The following is a 16182-nucleotide window of genomic DNA, read 5'->3' as shown; positions in this document are numbered from 1 at the left end:
CATTCCGACATGATCTTGCCTTAGGGGCGCCGCCGAACGGGCGGGATCCGCCGGTTCTTGGAAGAGTTCTACAGGAAAACAGATCGTGCGCCTTACCGCCTGCATGCTCGTGATCTTCACATTTTGCCTCGCTGCCGGGCCTTCGGCTGCGAGCGGGATACTCATCGTCCCGCAGGGCAATCGCCACGTCGAGCAGCCGGGCGTTCCCGGCGCCTCGGTGCGCCGCACCAAGGCCGGCCGCACATCCTTCGACGCGAAATACGAGAAGGTGCGCGAGCTTCTCGCCACCGACCGCAGCCTCGTCGGCAAGATCAAGTCGGTCGCGGGCGCCTACGGCATCGCGCCCATCCACATGGTCGGGGCGATCGTCGGCGAACACACCTACAATGTCGACGCCTATGACCGGCTGCAATCCTATTACGTCAAGGCGGCCGCCTATGCGGGCGACAGCTTCCAGTTCGGCCATGAGGGCGAGTCCATCGCCGAATTCGTCGAGCGGCCCGAATTTGCCGAATGCGCCGGCAAGAAAGGCTCCTACGCGCTCTGGAGCTGCCGCGAGCGGGTCTGGGACAGCCAGTTCCGCGGCCATACGGTGGCCGGCAAATCCTTCCCGAACAACCGCTTCAGTGCCGTCTTCTTCCAGCCGTTCTTCGCCGGGCAGACCTTCGGTCTCGGCCAGATCAATCCGCTGACCGCATTGATGCTGACGGATATGGTCTCGCGCGTCTCCGGCTATGAGCGCCTCGATGAAAGCAATGCCGCCGGCGTCTATGAGGCGATCATGGACCCGGACGTGTCGCTTGCCTATATGGCCGCCTCCATCCGGCATTCGATCGACGCCTATCGCACGATCGCCGGCATGGATATCTCCGGCAATCCGGGCCTGACGGCAACGCTCTATAATGTCGGCAATCCGGATGCCCGTGCGGCCGCGCTTGCCGCGAAGAACCGGGGGGGCGAGGTCCACTGGCCGGAGGAGAACTATTACGGCTGGCTCGTCAACGACAAACTGGCAGAGCTCGAAAGCCTGTTGTGATCCTTTGTCGCCCGGAATCATCGCGGTTCACGTGAAGCATTTCTTGATTGCGCCGTAAAAAACTGGAACGGTACGCAGACAAGAGCATTCCACATTCCGGACGGAAAACCGCTGCACACTTTACCTGGAAGTGCTCTAGGAAGGCATTCACATGGATACGCGACCGGAGCCGTTCGAGCCGCCCGCGCCCGTGCCGCGCACCGGCATTCCCTCGCGGCTCGAGATCATCCGCACGGTTCTGCGAAACCCGCTCGAGCTCTGGGGCGAGCCTTCATACACGCTTCCCTGGATCGAGACGAAGTTCATCAATCAGCGGACGCTTATCGTCAACGATCCAGGCCTCATCCGCTACATCCTCGTCGAGAACGCCGCCAACTACGAAATGTCGAATGTTCGGCGGCTGATCCTGCGCCCGATCCTGCGCGACGGCCTCCTGACGGCGGAAGGCGAGGTCTGGAAACGGTCGCGCAAGGCGATGGCGCCGGTTTTCACGCCAAGGCACGCACAAGGCTTTGCCGGCCAGATGCTTCGTGTTTCCGAGACGTTCGCCGACCGCTACGCGGGCGCTTCATCGGAACCCTTCGTCACCAATGTCGCCGTGGACATGACGGAACTCACCTTCGAGATCCTGGCCGAGACGCTCTTTTCCGGCGAAATCGCCGTCGAAAAGCAGGGCTTCGCCGCCAATGTCGAGGAATTGCTGCATCGAATGGGGCGCGTCGATCCGATGGACCTCCTGGTTGCGCCGAGTTGGGTTCCGCGGCTGACCCGCATCGGCGGCCGGAAGGTGCTCGACCGATTCCGCGGCGTCGTTTCCGAGACGATGTCTCCGCGCCGGCGACGAATGACGGAAGCGCCCGGCGACGTCCCGAACGACTTCCTGACCCTGCTTCTGCAGCTGGAAGGTCCGGATGGACTTTCGACCTCCGAGATCGAGGACAATATTCTCACCTTCATCGGCGCCGGCCACGAGACGACCGCACGGGCGCTCGCCTGGTGCTTCTACTGCGTCGCCAATACGCCCGCCTATCGCGAGACGATGGAGCAGGAGATCGATTCGGTTCTTGCAAGCGGCGCCGATCCGGTCGACTGGCTCGGGCGCATGCCGCATGTGCTTGCCGCCTTCGAGGAGGCGTTGAGGCTCTATCCGCCGGCGCCATCCATCAACCGGGCCGCGATCGAGGAGGATGCGTGGACATCCCCGGAAGGCGAGCGCGTGCCGATCCGCAAGGGAATATCGGTGCTGGTCATGCCCTGGACGCTCCACCGGCACGCGCTCTACTGGCAGACACCCCGCGCCTTCATGCCGGAGCGCTTCCTTCCGGAAAACCGGGACAAGATAAACCGCTTCCAGTACCTGCCCTTCGGCGCCGGCCCGCGCGTCTGCATCGGCGCGACCTTCGCGCTGCAGGAGGCGGTGATCGCGCTTGCCGTGCTCATGCACCGCTTCCGCTTCGACCTGACGGACGAGACGCATCCCTGGCCTGTGCAAAGGCTGACGACGCAGCCGAGGGGCGGCTTGCCGATGAAGGTGTCGGCAAGGGTCAAGTAGGTCTCCGGTTGGCGGGATACGCCCGCCATCAGACACGGAAACGTCGCTGTCGCGCGATGGTTTTTTCTAAAAATATGTCCTATCACCGGACAGACCCTTCCGGACCCCTCACCATTGGACTGAGCAGAAATTGACCCCGCATCTTCTCCTCGGCATCGACACCGGCGGCACCTATACCGACGCCGTCCTCTTCAGCGAAGCGACCGGCGTCGTCGCCAAGGCCAAGGCGCTGACGACCCGTCACGATCTGGCCGAGGGCGTTTCAGGCGCCGTGGAAACGGTGCTCGCGAAGGCGAGGGTACCGGTTTCGGCGATCAGCCTCGTGTCGCTCTCGACGACGCTTGCCACCAATGCGCTGGTCGAAGGCCAGGGCGGCCGTGCTGGCCTGATCATGATCGGCTTCGGTCCGGAAGACTTGAAGCGCGACGGTCTTCAGGAAGCGCTCGGGTCCGATCCCGTTCTTTTCCTTCCCGGCGGCCACAACGTCCATGGCGGCGAAACGCCGCTCGACATGAGTGCGCTCGACGAGGCGCTTCCGGACCTCAGCTCCCAGGTGTCGTCCTTCGCGATCGCCGGTTATTTCGCCGTGCGCAACCCGGACCACGAGAAGCGCGTGCGCGATCGCATCCGCGAGGTCTCGCACCTGCCGGTCACCTGCAGCCATGAGCTTTCCTCCAAGCTCGGCGGCCCGCGCCGGGCGCTGACGACGCTTCTGAATGCGCGCCTCGTCTCGATGATCGACCGGCTGATCGGTTCCTGCGAGGATTTCCTCAAAGCCCGCGGCATCGACGTGCCGATGATGGTGGTGCGCGGCGACGGTGCGCTGATCTCCGCCGCCGAAGCGCGGCTGCGCCCGATCGAGACGATCCTCTCCGGGCCGGCCGCGAGCCTCGTCGGCGCTCGCTATCTGACCGGCTTGGACAACGCGATCGTCTCCGATATCGGCGGCACGACGACCGACGTAGCCGTACTCGAAAAAGGCCGCCCGCGGCTCGATGCCGAGGGCGCGGTCGTCGGAGGCTTTCGCACCATGGTCGAGGCGGTCGCCATGCGCACCTACGGCCTCGGCGGCGACTCCGAGGTGAAGATCAACGATCGCGGTCTCAAGGCCAGGCTCGATCTGGGGCCGCGCCGCTTTCTGCCCTTGAGCCTCGCCGCGGCGCTGCATGGCGACGCGGTCCTGTCGGTGCTCGAAAAGCAGTTGCGGGCGCCCCATCCCGGCCGTCACGATGGCCGCCTGGCGGTCCGCACCGGCTTGCCCGACCATCTGGCGAGCGGGCTTCAGCCGCAGGAGCAGGCACTCTACGGCCGCATCGGCATGGCGCCGGTGGCGCTTGCGGACCTTCTCGTCAGCACGCCGCAGAAGGCGACGCTCGACCGGCTCGTGGCGCGCGGGCTGGTGCATATCTGCGGGCTCACCCCCTCGGACGCGATGCATGTTCTCGGACGGCAGGCGCAGTGGAACGGCGAGGCCGCACGCCTGGGCCTCGAGATCGCCGCCCGCACCAAGGACGGCTCGGGGCAGCCTATCGCCGCCTCCGTCGAGGCTCTCGCGCAGATGATCGTCGACCGGCTGACGCGGCAATCCTCGGAAGCCATCCTGCAGGCCTGTCTCAGCGAGGACAGCGCCGCCATCGACCCCACCGCCTCGCTTGCCGTCGACCGGGCGCTGAAACGGGAACCGGGCATCGTGCGCTTTTCGATCAGCCTCGACCGGCCGCTTGTCGGCCTCGGCGCCTCGGCGCCGGTCTATTACCCCGCCATCGCCGAAATGCTTTCCACCGAGGCCGCGATCCCCGCGGAGGCAGATGTGGCAAACGCCGTCGGCGCGGTTGTCGGTCAGGTGCGGGCAACAGTCACAGTCTTCGTGACGACGCCGGAAGAAGGCATTTTCATCGTCAACGGTGCGGGGGCGAGCGAGCGCTTCGTCGATCAGCAGGAGGCCTTCGGCGTCGCCCGCCGGCGCGCCGAAACGATGGCGCTGGAGAGCGCCCGCGCCAACGGTGCAGAAGAACCGGCCGCGGTGCTTCGGGAAGAGATCGACGCGCCGGAAGTCGAAGGCAGCCGCAAGCTGATCGAGGCACGCTTCATCGCCTCGGCAAGCGGCCGGCCCCGTATAGCGCATCACGCGTTTTGATCTTTTCCATTCCGGAAACAATTCTTCGCATCCTTGCGGAATTGACAGGGAATGGTTTGATGAGAGAGTGTCCGCGCATGTAAGCGGGGCCAAGGCGCTTTTCCTTCCGGGCACCGCTTCTATCTATTGCAATAGAAATACTGAATTCAGGAGCTGTGGCATGGACCGCGTTGAGAAATATGGATTGCAGATCGATGCGGGGCTCCACCGCTTTCTGGTCGAAGAGGCGATGCCGGGCACCGGCGTCGACGCGGATCGGTTCTTTTCCGCCTTCTCGGATCTCGTTCACGATCTCGGACCGAAGAACCGGGCCCTTCTCCTCAAGCGCGACGAGCTGCAGGCCAGGCTCGACGGCTGGTATCGCGAGCATGGTGCCCCGGTCGACATGGAAGCCTATGAAGCCTTCCTGCGGGAGATCGGCTACCTCCTGCCGGAAGGTCCCGATTTTTACGTCTCGACCGCAAATGTCGATTCCGAGATCGCGACGATCGCCGGGCCGCAGCTTGTCGTGCCGGTGATGAACGCGCGCTACGCGCTCAATGCCGCCAATGCCCGCTGGGGATCGCTCTACGACGCCCTTTACGGCACCGATGCGATAGCCGAGACCGACGGGGCCGAGCGCGGCAAGGGATACAATCCGCAGCGCGGTGCCAAGGTCATCGCCTGGGCGCGAGAATTTCTCGACGCGAGCGCCCCGCTGGCGGCCGGCCGCTGGAGCGATGCCAAATCGTTCTCGGTCGAGGGAGCGACGCTAACCGTAACGCTTGCCGACGGCACGAAGAGCGCGCCGCGCAATTCCGTTCAGTTCGCCGGCTATGCCGGTGACCCCGCGGCGCCGTCCGAGATCGTTCTGCGTCGGAACGGCCTTCACATCGTCATCGTCATCGACGCGACGACACCGATCGGCAAGGCCGACGCCGCCGGCATTTCCGACGTCGTTTTGGAATCGGCGATCACCACGATCATGGATTGCGAGGATTCGGTTGCGGCCGTCGATGCCGAGGACAAGGTGCTCGTCTACCGCAACTGGCTCGGACTGATGAAAGGCGATCTCGAGGAGGAGGTGACCAAGGGCGGCAGGGCGTTCACCCGGAGGCTCAACCCCGATAGGGCCTATACGGCTCCGGACGGTGCGACGCTGACACTGCCGGGGCGGTCGCTGATGCTGGTGCGCAATGTCGGCCACCTGATGACCAACCCCGCGGTCCTCGACCGGGACGGCGAAGAGGTGCCGGAAGGCCTGATGGACGCCATGGTGACGGCGTTGATCGCACTCCACGACATCGGCCGGAACGGTCGGCGGGCGAATTCCCGCAGCGGCTCCATGTATGTGGTCAAGCCGAAAATGCATGGGCCGGAGGAAGTCGCCTTCGCCTGCGAGATATTCGCCCGCGTAGAGGCGGCGCTCGGGCTTCCGGCCAACGCGATGAAGATGGGAATCATGGACGAGGAGCGGCGGACGACCGTCAACCTCAAGGAATGCATCCGCGCCGCCCGCGAACGAGTCGTCTTCATCAATACCGGCTTCCTCGACCGCACCGGCGACGAAATCCACACCTCGATGGAAGCCGGACCGATGATCCGCAAGGGCGACATGAAGCAGGCGCCGTGGATATCGGCCTATGAGGACTGGAACGTCGATGTCGGTCTTGAATGCGGGCTTTCCGGCCACGCCCAGATCGGCAAGGGCATGTGGGCGATGCCGGACCTGATGGCGGCGATGCTGGAGCAGAAGATCGCCCATCCGAAGGCGGGCGCGAACACGGCCTGGGTACCGTCGCCGACGGCCGCGACTCTGCACGCCACCCACTACCACCGCGTCAACGTCGCCGAAGTCCAGGCGGGCCTCAAGAGCCGCACCCGCGCGAAGCTCGCCGATATCCTCTCCGTGCCGGTCGCCGCACGGCCGAACTGGACCGAGGAGGAAATCCAGCGCGAACTCGACAACAATGCGCAGGGCATTCTCGGCTATGTCGTGCGCTGGGTCGACCAGGGCGTCGGCTGCTCCAAGGTGCCCGACATCAACAATGTCGGCCTGATGGAGGACCGCGCGACGCTGCGCATCTCGGCGCAGCATATGGCGAACTGGCTGCATCACGGCATCGTCAGCGAAGCGCAGATCGTCGAAACCATGAAGCGCATGGCGGCAATCGTCGACGGGCAGAACGCCGGCGATCCGAACTATCAGCCGATGGCCGGCCGCTTCGAGGAGTCGATCGCCTTTCAGGCGGCGCTCGATCTCGTGCTCAAGGGCCGCGAGCAGCCGAACGGCTATACCGAGCCGGTCCTGCACCGCCGCCGGCTGGAGCTGAAGGCGAAGCAGGGGGCATAAGGCCTGTTGAGGTTCGGGCCACCCGCCGTCGCTTGTTTGATTTCCTCATTCCTGTGACAAGCACAGGAATGAGGGGATCAACAAGGCGCGCCGTGCGTCCAAAGGGACGCACTAACTTATCGAGTTGAGCGCAATCACCCCGCTACGGCAAAAAGAAAGGGCCACCCGGCATCACCGGGCGGCCCTTTTTCGATGTGTTGCAGCCGCTACTGCTGCACGACGACGCGTGCGTTGCGGCCGGGGCGGACCCTCGAATAGAGATCCATGATGTCCTGGTTCATCAGGCGGATGCAGCCGGACGAGGCAGCGGTGCCGATCGACGACCATTCCGGCGTGCCGTGCAGGCGGAAGAGCGTGTCCCGGCCTTCCTTGTTGAAGAGGTAGAGAGCGCGTGCGCCGAGCGGATTGCTGATGCCCGGGCCCATGCCGGCCTCGACATATCTGGCGACTTCCGGCTTGCGCTCGGCCATTTCCTTCGGCGGGTGCCAGGTCGGCCATTCCTGCTTCCAGGCGACGTAGGCCTCGCCTTCCCACGCGAAACCCTGCTTGCCGACGCCGATCCCGTAACGTACGGCCTTGCCGCCGGGCAGCACGTAATAGAGGAAGCGGCTCGGCGTGTTGACGACGATCGTTCCCGGGCGTTCCTTCGTCGGGTAATCGACGATCTGCCGATGGAAACGCTGGTCTACGCGGTTGATCGGAACGCCCGGCACCGCATACCCGTGGTCCTCAACAGGGCCATAATTGCTGGAGAATATCTGGTTCGTCGCCACTTTCTCGCCCTCGGGAGAGGAGCCGGCCGTGGTCGTGGTCTGTGAGCAGCCGGCGAGGGCAACGGTGGCCGCCAGGCTGCACAGAAGGAGAGCGTTGCGGAAGCGCATGATGGTCTCGTAAAAGAGGTCAGGAAAATACGGGGGAGGGTGTCCGGCCGTCAGCGGCACCAGCTTATTTTCTATTGCACCGCAGTGCGCAAGGGACCGGCCCCCCGCAATGTGGCCGAAAGGTGTAAATTCCGTGACGATTGCTTTTTTGCAACAAACCACCCTGCAGCGCCGCGCTTCTCATCAGACGCGCAGAGGTCGCCGTAGCACTTTCCGAGGGCGGCAATGACGATCTTATCTATCCATGGAGATAATCCGCTCGCAGACGGACGCCAGTCAGAGCGGGCGATGAAGGTACGCCGCGGCGTTCAGCGGCTGCTGATGGAACTGCGCCACGCGGCTCTGCCCGAACTGACGCTTGCGAGCGGCCGGCGGGCCGATCTCATCTCGCTCTCGCCCAAGGGCGAAATCTGGATCATCGAGATCAAGACCTCGATCGAGGATTTCCGCGTCGACCGCAAGTGGCCGGAATACCGGCTTCACTGCGACCGCCTGTTCTTCGCAACCCATGCGCAGGTGCCGCTCGACATCTTTCCGGAAGAATGCGGGCTGATGCTTTCCGACGGCTACGGCGCGCATATGCTGCGCGAGGCACCGGAACACCGCCTGCCGCCGAGCACGCGAAAATCGGTGACGCAGGCCTTCGCCCGCACGGCGGCGCAGCGCCTGACGCTCGCAGAATGGGCAGCCGAGCGAAACGGCGACCTCGGCCAATCCATCAGCGACATCGTCAGCGGCGAGCGGGATTAGAGGGCGGCGCGGTTATTTGGGCGCCCGTTTCGCCAGAATGCGCTGCAGGGTCCGTCGGTGCATGTTGAGCCGGCGCGCGGTTTCCGAAACATTGCGCTCGCACATTTCATAGACGCGCTGAATATGCTCCCACCGTACGCGGTCGGCCGACATCGGGTTTTCCGGAGGCTCCACCCGCTCGCCCGGGCGCTGAATCAGCGCCGCGAGAATGTCGTCGGCGTCCGCGGGCTTGGCCAGATAGTCGAGCGCTCCGAGCTTCACGGCGTTGACCGCGGTCGCGATGTTTCCATAGCCCGTCAGAACGATCATGCGTGTGTCGTCGCGGCGCCCGCGGATCGCCTCGATCACGTCGAGACCGCTGCCGTCGCTCAGGCGGAGATCGATGACTGCATGTTTCGGCGGGCGGGTCTTCGCCTTGGCTATGCCCTCGGCGACCGATTCGGCGATCTCGACCGCGAAGCCGCGCGCTTCCATGGCGCGCGCGAGGCGCCGCAGAAAAGCCGTGTCGTCATCGACGATCAGAAGGCTCTTGTCAGGCCCGATCAGGTCCGCATCCGCGGCGTGAGTGTTTGGCGCAGGCATCGACTTTTCGATCATTTCTCAAATCCCTACAGCGCCATGCGTCTCACCGGACGCGCAGAGGCCGCTGTAACCCTTCAAGTGCTGCATGTGCTATCCTTTCACCGGACAGGATCAAAGGAAACATGCGGTAGGCATAAACCGGTGGTTTTTCTGGCAATCATGTGGGTTTCCCCGCACCTGTCTTCAATAAACCGCCAAAAGTCATTTCGCCAGTTTCGTGTCCATCAGCACGCGCGGCCATTCGACGCTGACCCGGGCGCCCGGGTGTTTCGAGCCGCCGTTCTCGAAGCGCAGCCGGGCGCCTGAACGCTCGAGCAGCGTCTTGGCGATGAAGAGGCCGAGGCCGAGGCCGCCGGCGCTGTCGTCCTTCTGCCGCCGCGTCACATAGGGTTCGCCGATCCGCGCCAGGATGTCCGGCGAAAAACCGTCGCCGTCGTCTTCGATCGTCACCCGCACGCGCTCGGCCGTGTGCTCCGTCGTGACGGTCACCTTCTTGCGCGCATAGTCGACCGCGTTCTCCAGTAGATTGCCCAGGCCGTAGAGAATGCCGGCATTGCGGATGCCGACCGGTTCCGAGGCGCGATCGCCCTGCTCCTTCAGTTGGATTTCTATGCCGAATTCGCGATGCGGTGCCATTACCTCCTCGATCAGCGATGAGAGCGGCAGAAGCCGCATATGTTCCTCGCTTTCGGACGAAAGGGTGGTCAGCCGCCTCAGAATGTCGCGGCAGCGTTCGCTCTGGCTGCGCAGAAGATGGACGTCCTCGCCGAAACGCGGATCGTCGCCGAGCTCCCGTTCCATCTCCTTGGCGACGACGCTGATCGTCGCGAGCGGCGTTCCGAGTTCGTGGGCGGCGGCGGCCGCGAGACCGTCGAGCTGCGACAGGTGCTTCTCGCGCTGGAGCACGAGCTCGGTCGCCGTCAGCGCTTCGGAAAGCTCGCTTGCCTCGAGCGAGACGCGATAGGTGTAGAAGGCGGCGAAGGCCGTCATCGAGACGATCGCGAACCAGATGCCCGCCGTCAGCACGCGCGGCATCAACAGAAGGGTGCCCGGATACCAGGGCAGCGGGAAGGGCGAGAAGGCAAGGGCGGTGACGCCCAGGACGGCGAGGCCGGCCAGCACGATGCTCTGCGGCTTCGGCTGCGAGGCCGACGATATGATGACCGGCACGCAGAGAAGCGGTGCGAAGGGATTGGCAAGGCCGCCGGTGATGAAGAGCAACGCAGTCAGTTGCGCAAGGTCGATGCCGAGCAGGGTGAAGGCGGCCGGCGGCGTCAGCCGCTGCGTCGGCGGAAAGCGGAGCGTGAGAAAGACGTTGAGAAGCGCCAGGCAGGCGATCAATACGGAACAGGGAACGACCGGCAGCGGGAACTGCAGCCACAGCGCCGTGACGATGACGGCGAGCGATTGTCCACCCACCGCCAGCCAGCGCAGCCGCACGAGCGTCTGCAGCCTCAGACTGCGGTTGCTGTTCAGATCGTTATAGAGTGTCGCAGCTGCCATGCGTTTCCGTTTCGCGATGCGGGTCGCATGCGCGACCGGGCGTCATTTCATCTTACCGGACTTTATGCCGAACCCGGCAAATATGAAACGGCGCCCAACCGCGGTGCGCCGTAGAGCCGCATCCGGCCACGTTGGAGCGGAATGCGAGCGGGAAACGAGTACACTTCATCCCACCCCGCTCTAAGTCCCGCGCGGTTTCGCGCGCGTCGTCGGCATCGCATTGGCGGGGTCCTCCGGCCAGGGATGTTTCGGATAGCGGCCGCGCATCTCGGCTCTCACGTCCTTCCACGAACCCGCCCAGAAGCCGGGCAGGTCCCGTGTCGTCTGGATCGGGCGGTGGCCGGGGGAAATCAGCTCGAGAAGCAGCGGCAGTCGACCGTCGCCGATCGCGGGATGCGTTTGCAGACCGAAGAGCTCCTGAACGCGGATCGACAGGAGCGGTTCGTCGCCGTCGTAATGGATCGGATGACGCTGGCCCGTCGGCGCTTCGAAATGCGTCGGGGCCAGCCGGGCGAGGTCGCGCTGAAGCTCGTATGGAACGAGCGACATGAGGCCTTCGGCGAGATCGCGGCCCTTGATCCCGTCGATGCCGCCGGCGCCTCCCTGGAAAGGAACGAACCATTCGTCGAGACGGGAGATCAGACCCGTATCCGACATGTCCGGCCAGGGCTCGCCGATGGAGCGGTGCAGGAAGCCGATGCGGTCGCGCAGTTGCTCCACGTCCTTCGGGAACGGGACAGCGGCGAGCCCCAACTGCCGGATACCGTCCGCGAGTGCCCGCGCCGCCGCCTCGCCGCTGGGACGAGGCAGGGGTTTCTCCTCGAAGATGATCGCCCCGAGCCGTGTCACCCGGCGGGCACGCACCTGCCGGCTCGCCCGATCGAAGAAGCTCTGCTCCTCGGTGACGATGGCTTCCGGCATGTGCCCCTCGACATCCGACCGGTCTATCTCCGCGGCTGCGAGCACCCGCTGTGCGCCGGCTCTGCCGGTAAGATCGGCAATGACGAGCATTCCGGCCGCAGCAAGCCGTTCGGTCTCGGGTATCTCGGCGCCGCGTCCGTTCGCCATGACGAAGCGGCCGCGCCCGCCGCGCTGCAGCGCGATGCGGTCGGGAAAGGCGTGCATCAGCAGGGCTCCAGGCAAAACGGGCTTCGGACCCGCGTTCTTTGAGGCGCCGAGTTCGGCGGCCATTCGCCGCGCCAGACCGCGGGCAGCTTCCGCCCGGTCGCTGCGCTCGCTCCGGAACCGGCGCAGCCGCTCCTCGATATCGATGCCGTTGCCGCCGAGGCCCTGCTCGGTGAGCATCACCGCGAGGAGGCAGGCCTCCTGCGCCCGCCCTTCCTCGGCGGCTGCAACCGCCATTGCCGCAAGCCGCACCGGCAGCGCCAGATCGCGGATCCTGCGGCCTCTCGGCGTCAGCGCGCCGCGGCTGTCGATGGCGCCGAGCTCGAGGAGCAGGCCTCGCGCCTCGCGCAGGGTCGTTTCCGGCGGCGGGTCGAGGAATCTCAGCGTCGACGGATCGGCCACACCCCAATGGGCAAGATCGAGGAGCAGGCCGGAGAGATCGCTGGCAAGGATCTGCGGCGGCGTGAAAGCGGCGAGCGCCGCCGTCTGGCCGGAATGCCACAGGCGGATCGCGATACCCGGCTCGGTTCTTCCGGCGCGCCCGGCGCGCTGATCGGCCGAGGCTCTGGAAACGCGCACGGTTTCGAGCCGCGTTATGCCCGTCGAGGCCTCGAAGACCGGCAGCCGCTGCAGACCGCTGTCGACGACGATCCTGACGCCGTCGATGGTGATCGAGGTTTCGGCGATCGAGGTCGCCAGCACGATCTTGCGCGTGCCTTTCGGTGCCGGTCGGATCGCCGCATCCTGTTCCTTCTGGCTCAGATTGCCGTAGAGCGGCACGATTGCGGTCGCCTCCCCGAAGCGATCCGCGAGACGCGCGGCGGTGCGGGCGATTTCCGCCTGCCCCGGCAGGAAGGCGAGGATGGAACCTTTCTCGGACCGGTGCGCCTCGGCAATCGTCCGGACCATCGCGTCCTCGACGCTTTCACCGGCCGCTCTGTTTTCGTAGCGTATGTCGATCGGGAAGCTCCGGCCCTCGCTTTTCAGGACCGGCGCATCGCCGACGAGTCCGGCGATGCGCTCGACGTCGAGCGTCGCCGACATGACGACGATCCTGAGGTCCTCGCGAAGTGCCGATTGCACGTCCAGCGCCAGCGCCAGTCCGAAATCCGCATCCAGCGAACGCTCGTGGAACTCGTCGAACAGGACAGCCGAAACGCCGGACAATTCGGGATCGTCGAGGATCATCCGGCTGAAGACGCCCTCCGTTACCACCTCGATCCGGGTTTTGCCCGATACGCGGTTGTCGAGCCGCATCCGATAGCCGACGGTTTCGCCGACCTTCTCCCCCAGAAGTTCGGCCATGCGTCCGGCCGCGGCCCGCGCGGCGAGCCGCCGCGGTTCGAGGAGAATGATCTTGCCGTCGCCGCGCCAGGGCTGGTCGAGCAGAAAAAGCGGCACCAGCGTCGTCTTGCCGGCGCCGGGAGGAGCCGACAGCACGACCGATCCCGCCGAAGCGAGCGCGTCGCCAAGGCCGGGCAGGATCTCGCGGATGGGCAGGGCAGGAAGCGCGCGCATCACGCCTGCTCCTCCGTTCCGATTTCGATCACGCGGCCGCCGGCGGCTTCCGCGTCGGCACTGTCGTGGGTCACGAGGATGGTCGGCAGCCCGGCCGCCCTCGCCTTGGAAAAGACGAGCTCGCGCGTCTGCTGCCTGAGCGCCGCGTCGAGATTGGAGAAGGGTTCGTCGAGCAGCAGGAATCGTGGCGCTGAAACGAGCACCCTTTGCAGTGCCACGCGCGCCTTCTGGCCGCCGGAGAGCGTGTCCGGGTCGCGGTCGAAGAAGCCGGCAAGGCCCACCTCGTCGAGGGCTGCATCGGCCAGCCGGCGGCGTGCGCCCCGTCCTTTGACATCGGGCGCTATGGCGAAGACGATGTTGCCGCCGACCGATAGATGGGGAAAGAGCAGCGGATCCTGAAACAGGATGCCCGCGTGTCGCCGGTTGGCGGGAACCGCCGTCAGGTCCTTGCCGTCGATCAGGATGCGGCCGCTCACATCGAATGCCGGATCGAGAAAGCCTCCCGCAAAGGCCAGCAGGGTCGACTTGCCGGAGCCGGACGGCCCCATGATCGTCAGCACCTCGCCCGGTGCGACGGCCGCCGATATGGCGAGCAGGGCCCGGCCGCCCAGACAGATCGTCACCTCCGAGAGCGTCAGGCATCCTGTCTTGATCGGGGATTTTGACCCGGCGTTTTCCTGCATTCACGTCCTCATTGCCCGCCGGTTGCGCAATAGCAACTGCGGGCCGAGCGACGCAACGAGAAATGCGAGGAAAGGCAGGAGCCCCTGAACGAGGGCGTAGATGCCGATGACCCGCCGGTCGCCGCCCGACGAGAGTGCGACGGCCTCGGTCGTGATCGTCGTCAGCCGCCCGGACCCGATGAGGAGCGTCGGAAGATAGAGGCTGACCGACACCGCGAAACCGACCGCGAGCGCGGTGAGGCAGGCACGAAAGAGCAATGGCAGCCGGACCGCGAACAGGATTTCCAACGCCGGCTTGCCGAAGCCGGCGGCGATTTTTTCGAAGCGCGGGTCGACCTCGCGCCAGGGGGCCGACAGTGACAGAAGCACGTAAGGGAGCACGAAAACGAAATGGACCGCCAGCACGCTCGCGAAGCCCGGCGTGAGCCCCGCCGAGAGCATCAGGACCTGCAGCCCGAAGATGAAGCTGATCTCCGGGACGAGCAAGGGGAGGTAAAGCAGCCGGTAGCCGGCTGCATTCTTCCGTCCGCCGGCGATGCCGTTGCGGTAGAGCAGGAGGATCGTAAATACGAGCGCCAGCGATGACGCCGAAAGAGCGAGCGCGACCGTGGTGCCAAGCGGCGCCCAGAGTTGAGGCAATATGCGCATCCAGGTATTGGGCGTGAGACTTCCGGGCAACGCGTCGGGAAATGGCCAGAGGCCCGCAACCGACCAGATCGAAAGCAGGCTGAGCCCCGCGAAAATGGTGACCGTACAGGTGGTCATGGCGAGGGCGCCCGCGGCGCGAACCGCGCCGTCCCGCGCAAAGCGCCGTCCCGAAAAGGTCAGGCGCGCGAGAACGGCTTTCCCGATCCGTTCGAGCGCGATCCAGATGGCCATTGCAGCGACGACGACCCCAAGCTGCAGGAAAGCGCCCGCCGATGCGAGAAATCGCGCGCCGAGGTCGTCATCTCCGGCCCATTGGGTTACTCGCACCGGCAATGTTGGCGGCAGCTTCGGCCCGAGAATCATGGCGACGTCCACGACGGATACCGAATAGACGAGCACCGCGAAGACCGGCAGGCGGATCTGGCGGTAGAGGGCCGGCCAAAGGCAGACGGCGAAGCCCGCGACGCGCCCGTAGCCGAGCGCCGCCGCAAGGCGCGAGGCTCTCGTGACGGCAAGCTGCGGCAGGGCGGCAAGCGTCACCAGGAAGAGAAACGGCACCTCCTTGGCGATGAGCCCGGCAATCATCGTCAGCGCGAAAGGGTCGTTGGGAAGAAGCCAGTCCGGCGGCCGCGTGAAGCCCGTCACCTCCGGCGAGATCAGCCGGAGCAGGAAGCCCGACGGGGCGACGAGGAAAGCCAACGCAAAGGCGGCGGCGGCATGCGGAACGGCAAGCAGGGGAGAGACGAGATGCTGGATGCGGGCGAAAGTCGGCGTGCCGGCGAAACCCGCGACGAATGTGCCGACGACCGCTGTCGCTGCGACCGTCGTCAGCAATCCCGCAGCGAGGCCGGTCAGGACCGAGCGAAGGATGTGCGGCTGGCCGGCGAGTTCGCCGAAATGGGCAAGCGTGACGCGAAAACCGCCGAGCGCCGGCAGGTAGCCGAAGGCCGGCAGGATCGTGCCTGCAAGCCCGGCAAGGATGGGAAGCCCCAGAATGAAGGCAAGGAGGGCGTTTCCGCCGAGCCTAGTTGGCTGCGCCATAACGACGGATCCATTCGGTTTCGATCCGTATCATCCAGTCCGGGTGCGGTTCGTCGAGCGCGGGACCGAGTTCGCCGGGGCGGAGCGTCGCAATGCCGAGGTCCAGGCGCTCGAAAGCGGACCGGTCGGCTGCCGGAAGTTTTGCAGGAGAAAGCACGGTCGGGTCGCCCCAGATCTTCGGATCCTGCTTGCGAAGCTGCGCCTCGGGCGTGAGGAGGAAATCGGCAAGCAGAAGCGCGCCGGCCTTTGCCGTTGCGTTGTAGGGAATGGCGACGAAATGGGTATTGCCGAGCGTGCCGCCGGAAAAGGCGAAGGAGCGGACCGTCTCCGGCAGCTCGCCATTGGCGATCGCGGAGGAGGCTTCCGCGGGGTTGAAGGCGAAGATGATGTCGAG

12 protein-coding genes (1 of these 12 running past the window's edge) are annotated in these 16182 nt (G+C 65.4%); 5 read left to right on the top strand and 7 right to left on the bottom strand.

Annotated features, from left to right (window positions below; genetic code table 11):
• The first annotated feature begins 85 nt into the window (after window positions 1–85).
• The 4 genes from M1D43_RS13250 to M1D43_RS13235 all read left to right on the top strand — a co-directional run bounded on the left by M1D43_RS13250 (window position 86) and on the right by M1D43_RS13235 (window position 7057).
• A complete protein-coding gene (locus M1D43_RS13250; RefSeq protein ID WP_248448219.1) occupies window positions 86–1036 on the top strand; it encodes a DUF1402 family protein in 951 nt (316 codons plus the stop codon).
• A gap of 151 nt (window positions 1037–1187) precedes the next feature.
• A complete protein-coding gene (locus tag M1D43_RS13245; protein WP_153314022.1) occupies window positions 1188–2588 on the top strand; it encodes a cytochrome P450 in 1401 nt (466 codons plus the stop codon).
• A 130-nt stretch (window positions 2589–2718) separates the two neighbouring features.
• Window positions 2719–4725 carry a hydantoinase/oxoprolinase N-terminal domain-containing protein gene (locus tag M1D43_RS13240; protein WP_107607820.1) on the top strand — a complete coding sequence of 669 codons (2007 nt, stop codon included), beginning with the start codon at window positions 2719–2721 and terminating at the stop codon, window positions 4723–4725.
• A gap of 160 nt (window positions 4726–4885) precedes the next feature.
• Window positions 4886–7057, top strand: coding sequence for a malate synthase G (locus M1D43_RS13235; protein ID WP_153314020.1), 2172 nt, complete (start codon window positions 4886–4888; stop codon window positions 7055–7057).
• A 206-nt stretch (window positions 7058–7263) separates the two neighbouring features.
• Here the strand turns inward: M1D43_RS13235 and M1D43_RS13230 are convergent, their stop codons facing one another.
• Window positions 7264–7938, bottom strand: a complete 675-nt coding sequence (locus tag M1D43_RS13230) for a L,D-transpeptidase (RefSeq protein WP_003531973.1) — start codon at window positions 7936–7938, stop codon at window positions 7264–7266.
• Window positions 7939–8163: 225 nt separating this feature from the next.
• On the opposite strand from M1D43_RS13230, the gene M1D43_RS13225 reads away from it, so the two are divergent.
• A complete protein-coding gene (locus M1D43_RS13225) occupies window positions 8164–8688 on the top strand; it encodes an MmcB family DNA repair protein (RefSeq protein ID WP_027992984.1) in 525 nt (174 codons plus the stop codon).
• Between the two features lie 12 nt (window positions 8689–8700).
• Here M1D43_RS13225 and actR read toward each other — a convergent pair whose 3' ends face one another.
• The 6 genes from actR to M1D43_RS13195 all read right to left on the bottom strand — a co-directional run.
• The gene (gene actR, locus M1D43_RS13220; RefSeq protein ID WP_003531971.1) at window positions 8701–9285 is read right to left on the bottom strand and encodes a global response regulator transcription factor ActR; all 585 of its coding nucleotides are present in this window, start codon (window positions 9283–9285) and stop codon (window positions 8701–8703) included.
• A gap of 186 nt (window positions 9286–9471) precedes the next feature.
• Window positions 9472–10773 carry an ActS/PrrB/RegB family redox-sensitive histidine kinase gene (locus tag M1D43_RS13215; RefSeq protein WP_127598501.1) on the bottom strand — a complete coding sequence of 434 codons (1302 nt, stop codon included), beginning with the start codon at window positions 10771–10773 and terminating at the stop codon, window positions 9472–9474.
• 180 nt (window positions 10774–10953) lie between these two features.
• Window positions 10954–13416: an ATP-dependent helicase HrpB gene (gene hrpB / locus M1D43_RS13210; protein ID WP_153314018.1), complete on the bottom strand. Its 2463-nt coding sequence runs from the start codon at window positions 13414–13416 to the stop codon at window positions 10954–10956.
• Entirely contained in the window at window positions 13416–14099 is a 684-nt protein-coding gene (locus tag M1D43_RS13205; RefSeq protein ID WP_153314017.1) for an ATP-binding cassette domain-containing protein, read from the bottom strand. Before M1D43_RS13205 ends, hrpB begins: the two co-directional genes overlap by 1 nt.
• Window positions 14100–15788, bottom strand: coding sequence for an ABC transporter permease (locus M1D43_RS13200; RefSeq protein WP_127598505.1), 1689 nt, complete (start codon window positions 15786–15788; stop codon window positions 14100–14102).
• Window positions 15772–16182: the 3' portion of an ABC transporter substrate-binding protein gene (locus tag M1D43_RS13195; protein ID WP_153314015.1), read on the bottom strand. 816 nt of this gene lie beyond the right edge of the window; the window shows 411 of its 1227 coding nt (coding positions 817–1227); its start codon lies beyond the right edge, outside the window; its stop codon occupies window positions 15772–15774. The genes M1D43_RS13200 and M1D43_RS13195 overlap by 17 nt, the downstream gene beginning before the upstream one ends.

The sequence above is a fragment of the Ensifer sp. R1-3 genome (assembly GCF_056739175.1).
The sequence above is the reverse complement of the archived record's forward strand: the minus strand, read 5'-3'. Positions and strand labels throughout refer to the sequence as shown.

Coding starts and splice junctions, on each gene's coding strand:
- M1D43_RS13235 (WP_153314020.1), top strand. CDS start 4,886: ATGGACCGCGTTGAGAAATATGGATTGCAGATCGATGCGGGGCTCCAC.
- M1D43_RS13225 (WP_027992984.1), top strand. CDS start 8,164: ATGACGATCTTATCTATCCATGGAGATAATCCGCTCGCAGACGGACGC.
- hrpB (WP_153314018.1), bottom strand. CDS start 13,416: ATGCGCGCGCTTCCTGCCCTGCCCATCCGCGAGATCCTGCCCGGCCTT.
- M1D43_RS13215 (WP_127598501.1), bottom strand. CDS start 10,773: ATGGCAGCTGCGACACTCTATAACGATCTGAACAGCAACCGCAGTCTG.
- actR (WP_003531971.1), bottom strand. CDS start 9,285: ATGATCGAAAAGTCGATGCCTGCGCCAAACACTCACGCCGCGGATGCG.
- M1D43_RS13200 (WP_127598505.1), bottom strand. CDS start 15,788: ATGGCGCAGCCAACTAGGCTCGGCGGAAACGCCCTCCTTGCCTTCATT.
- M1D43_RS13230 (WP_003531973.1), bottom strand. CDS start 7,938: ATGCGCTTCCGCAACGCTCTCCTTCTGTGCAGCCTGGCGGCCACCGTT.
- M1D43_RS13205 (WP_153314017.1), bottom strand. CDS start 14,099: ATGCAGGAAAACGCCGGGTCAAAATCCCCGATCAAGACAGGATGCCTG.
- M1D43_RS13245 (WP_153314022.1), top strand. CDS start 1,188: ATGGATACGCGACCGGAGCCGTTCGAGCCGCCCGCGCCCGTGCCGCGC.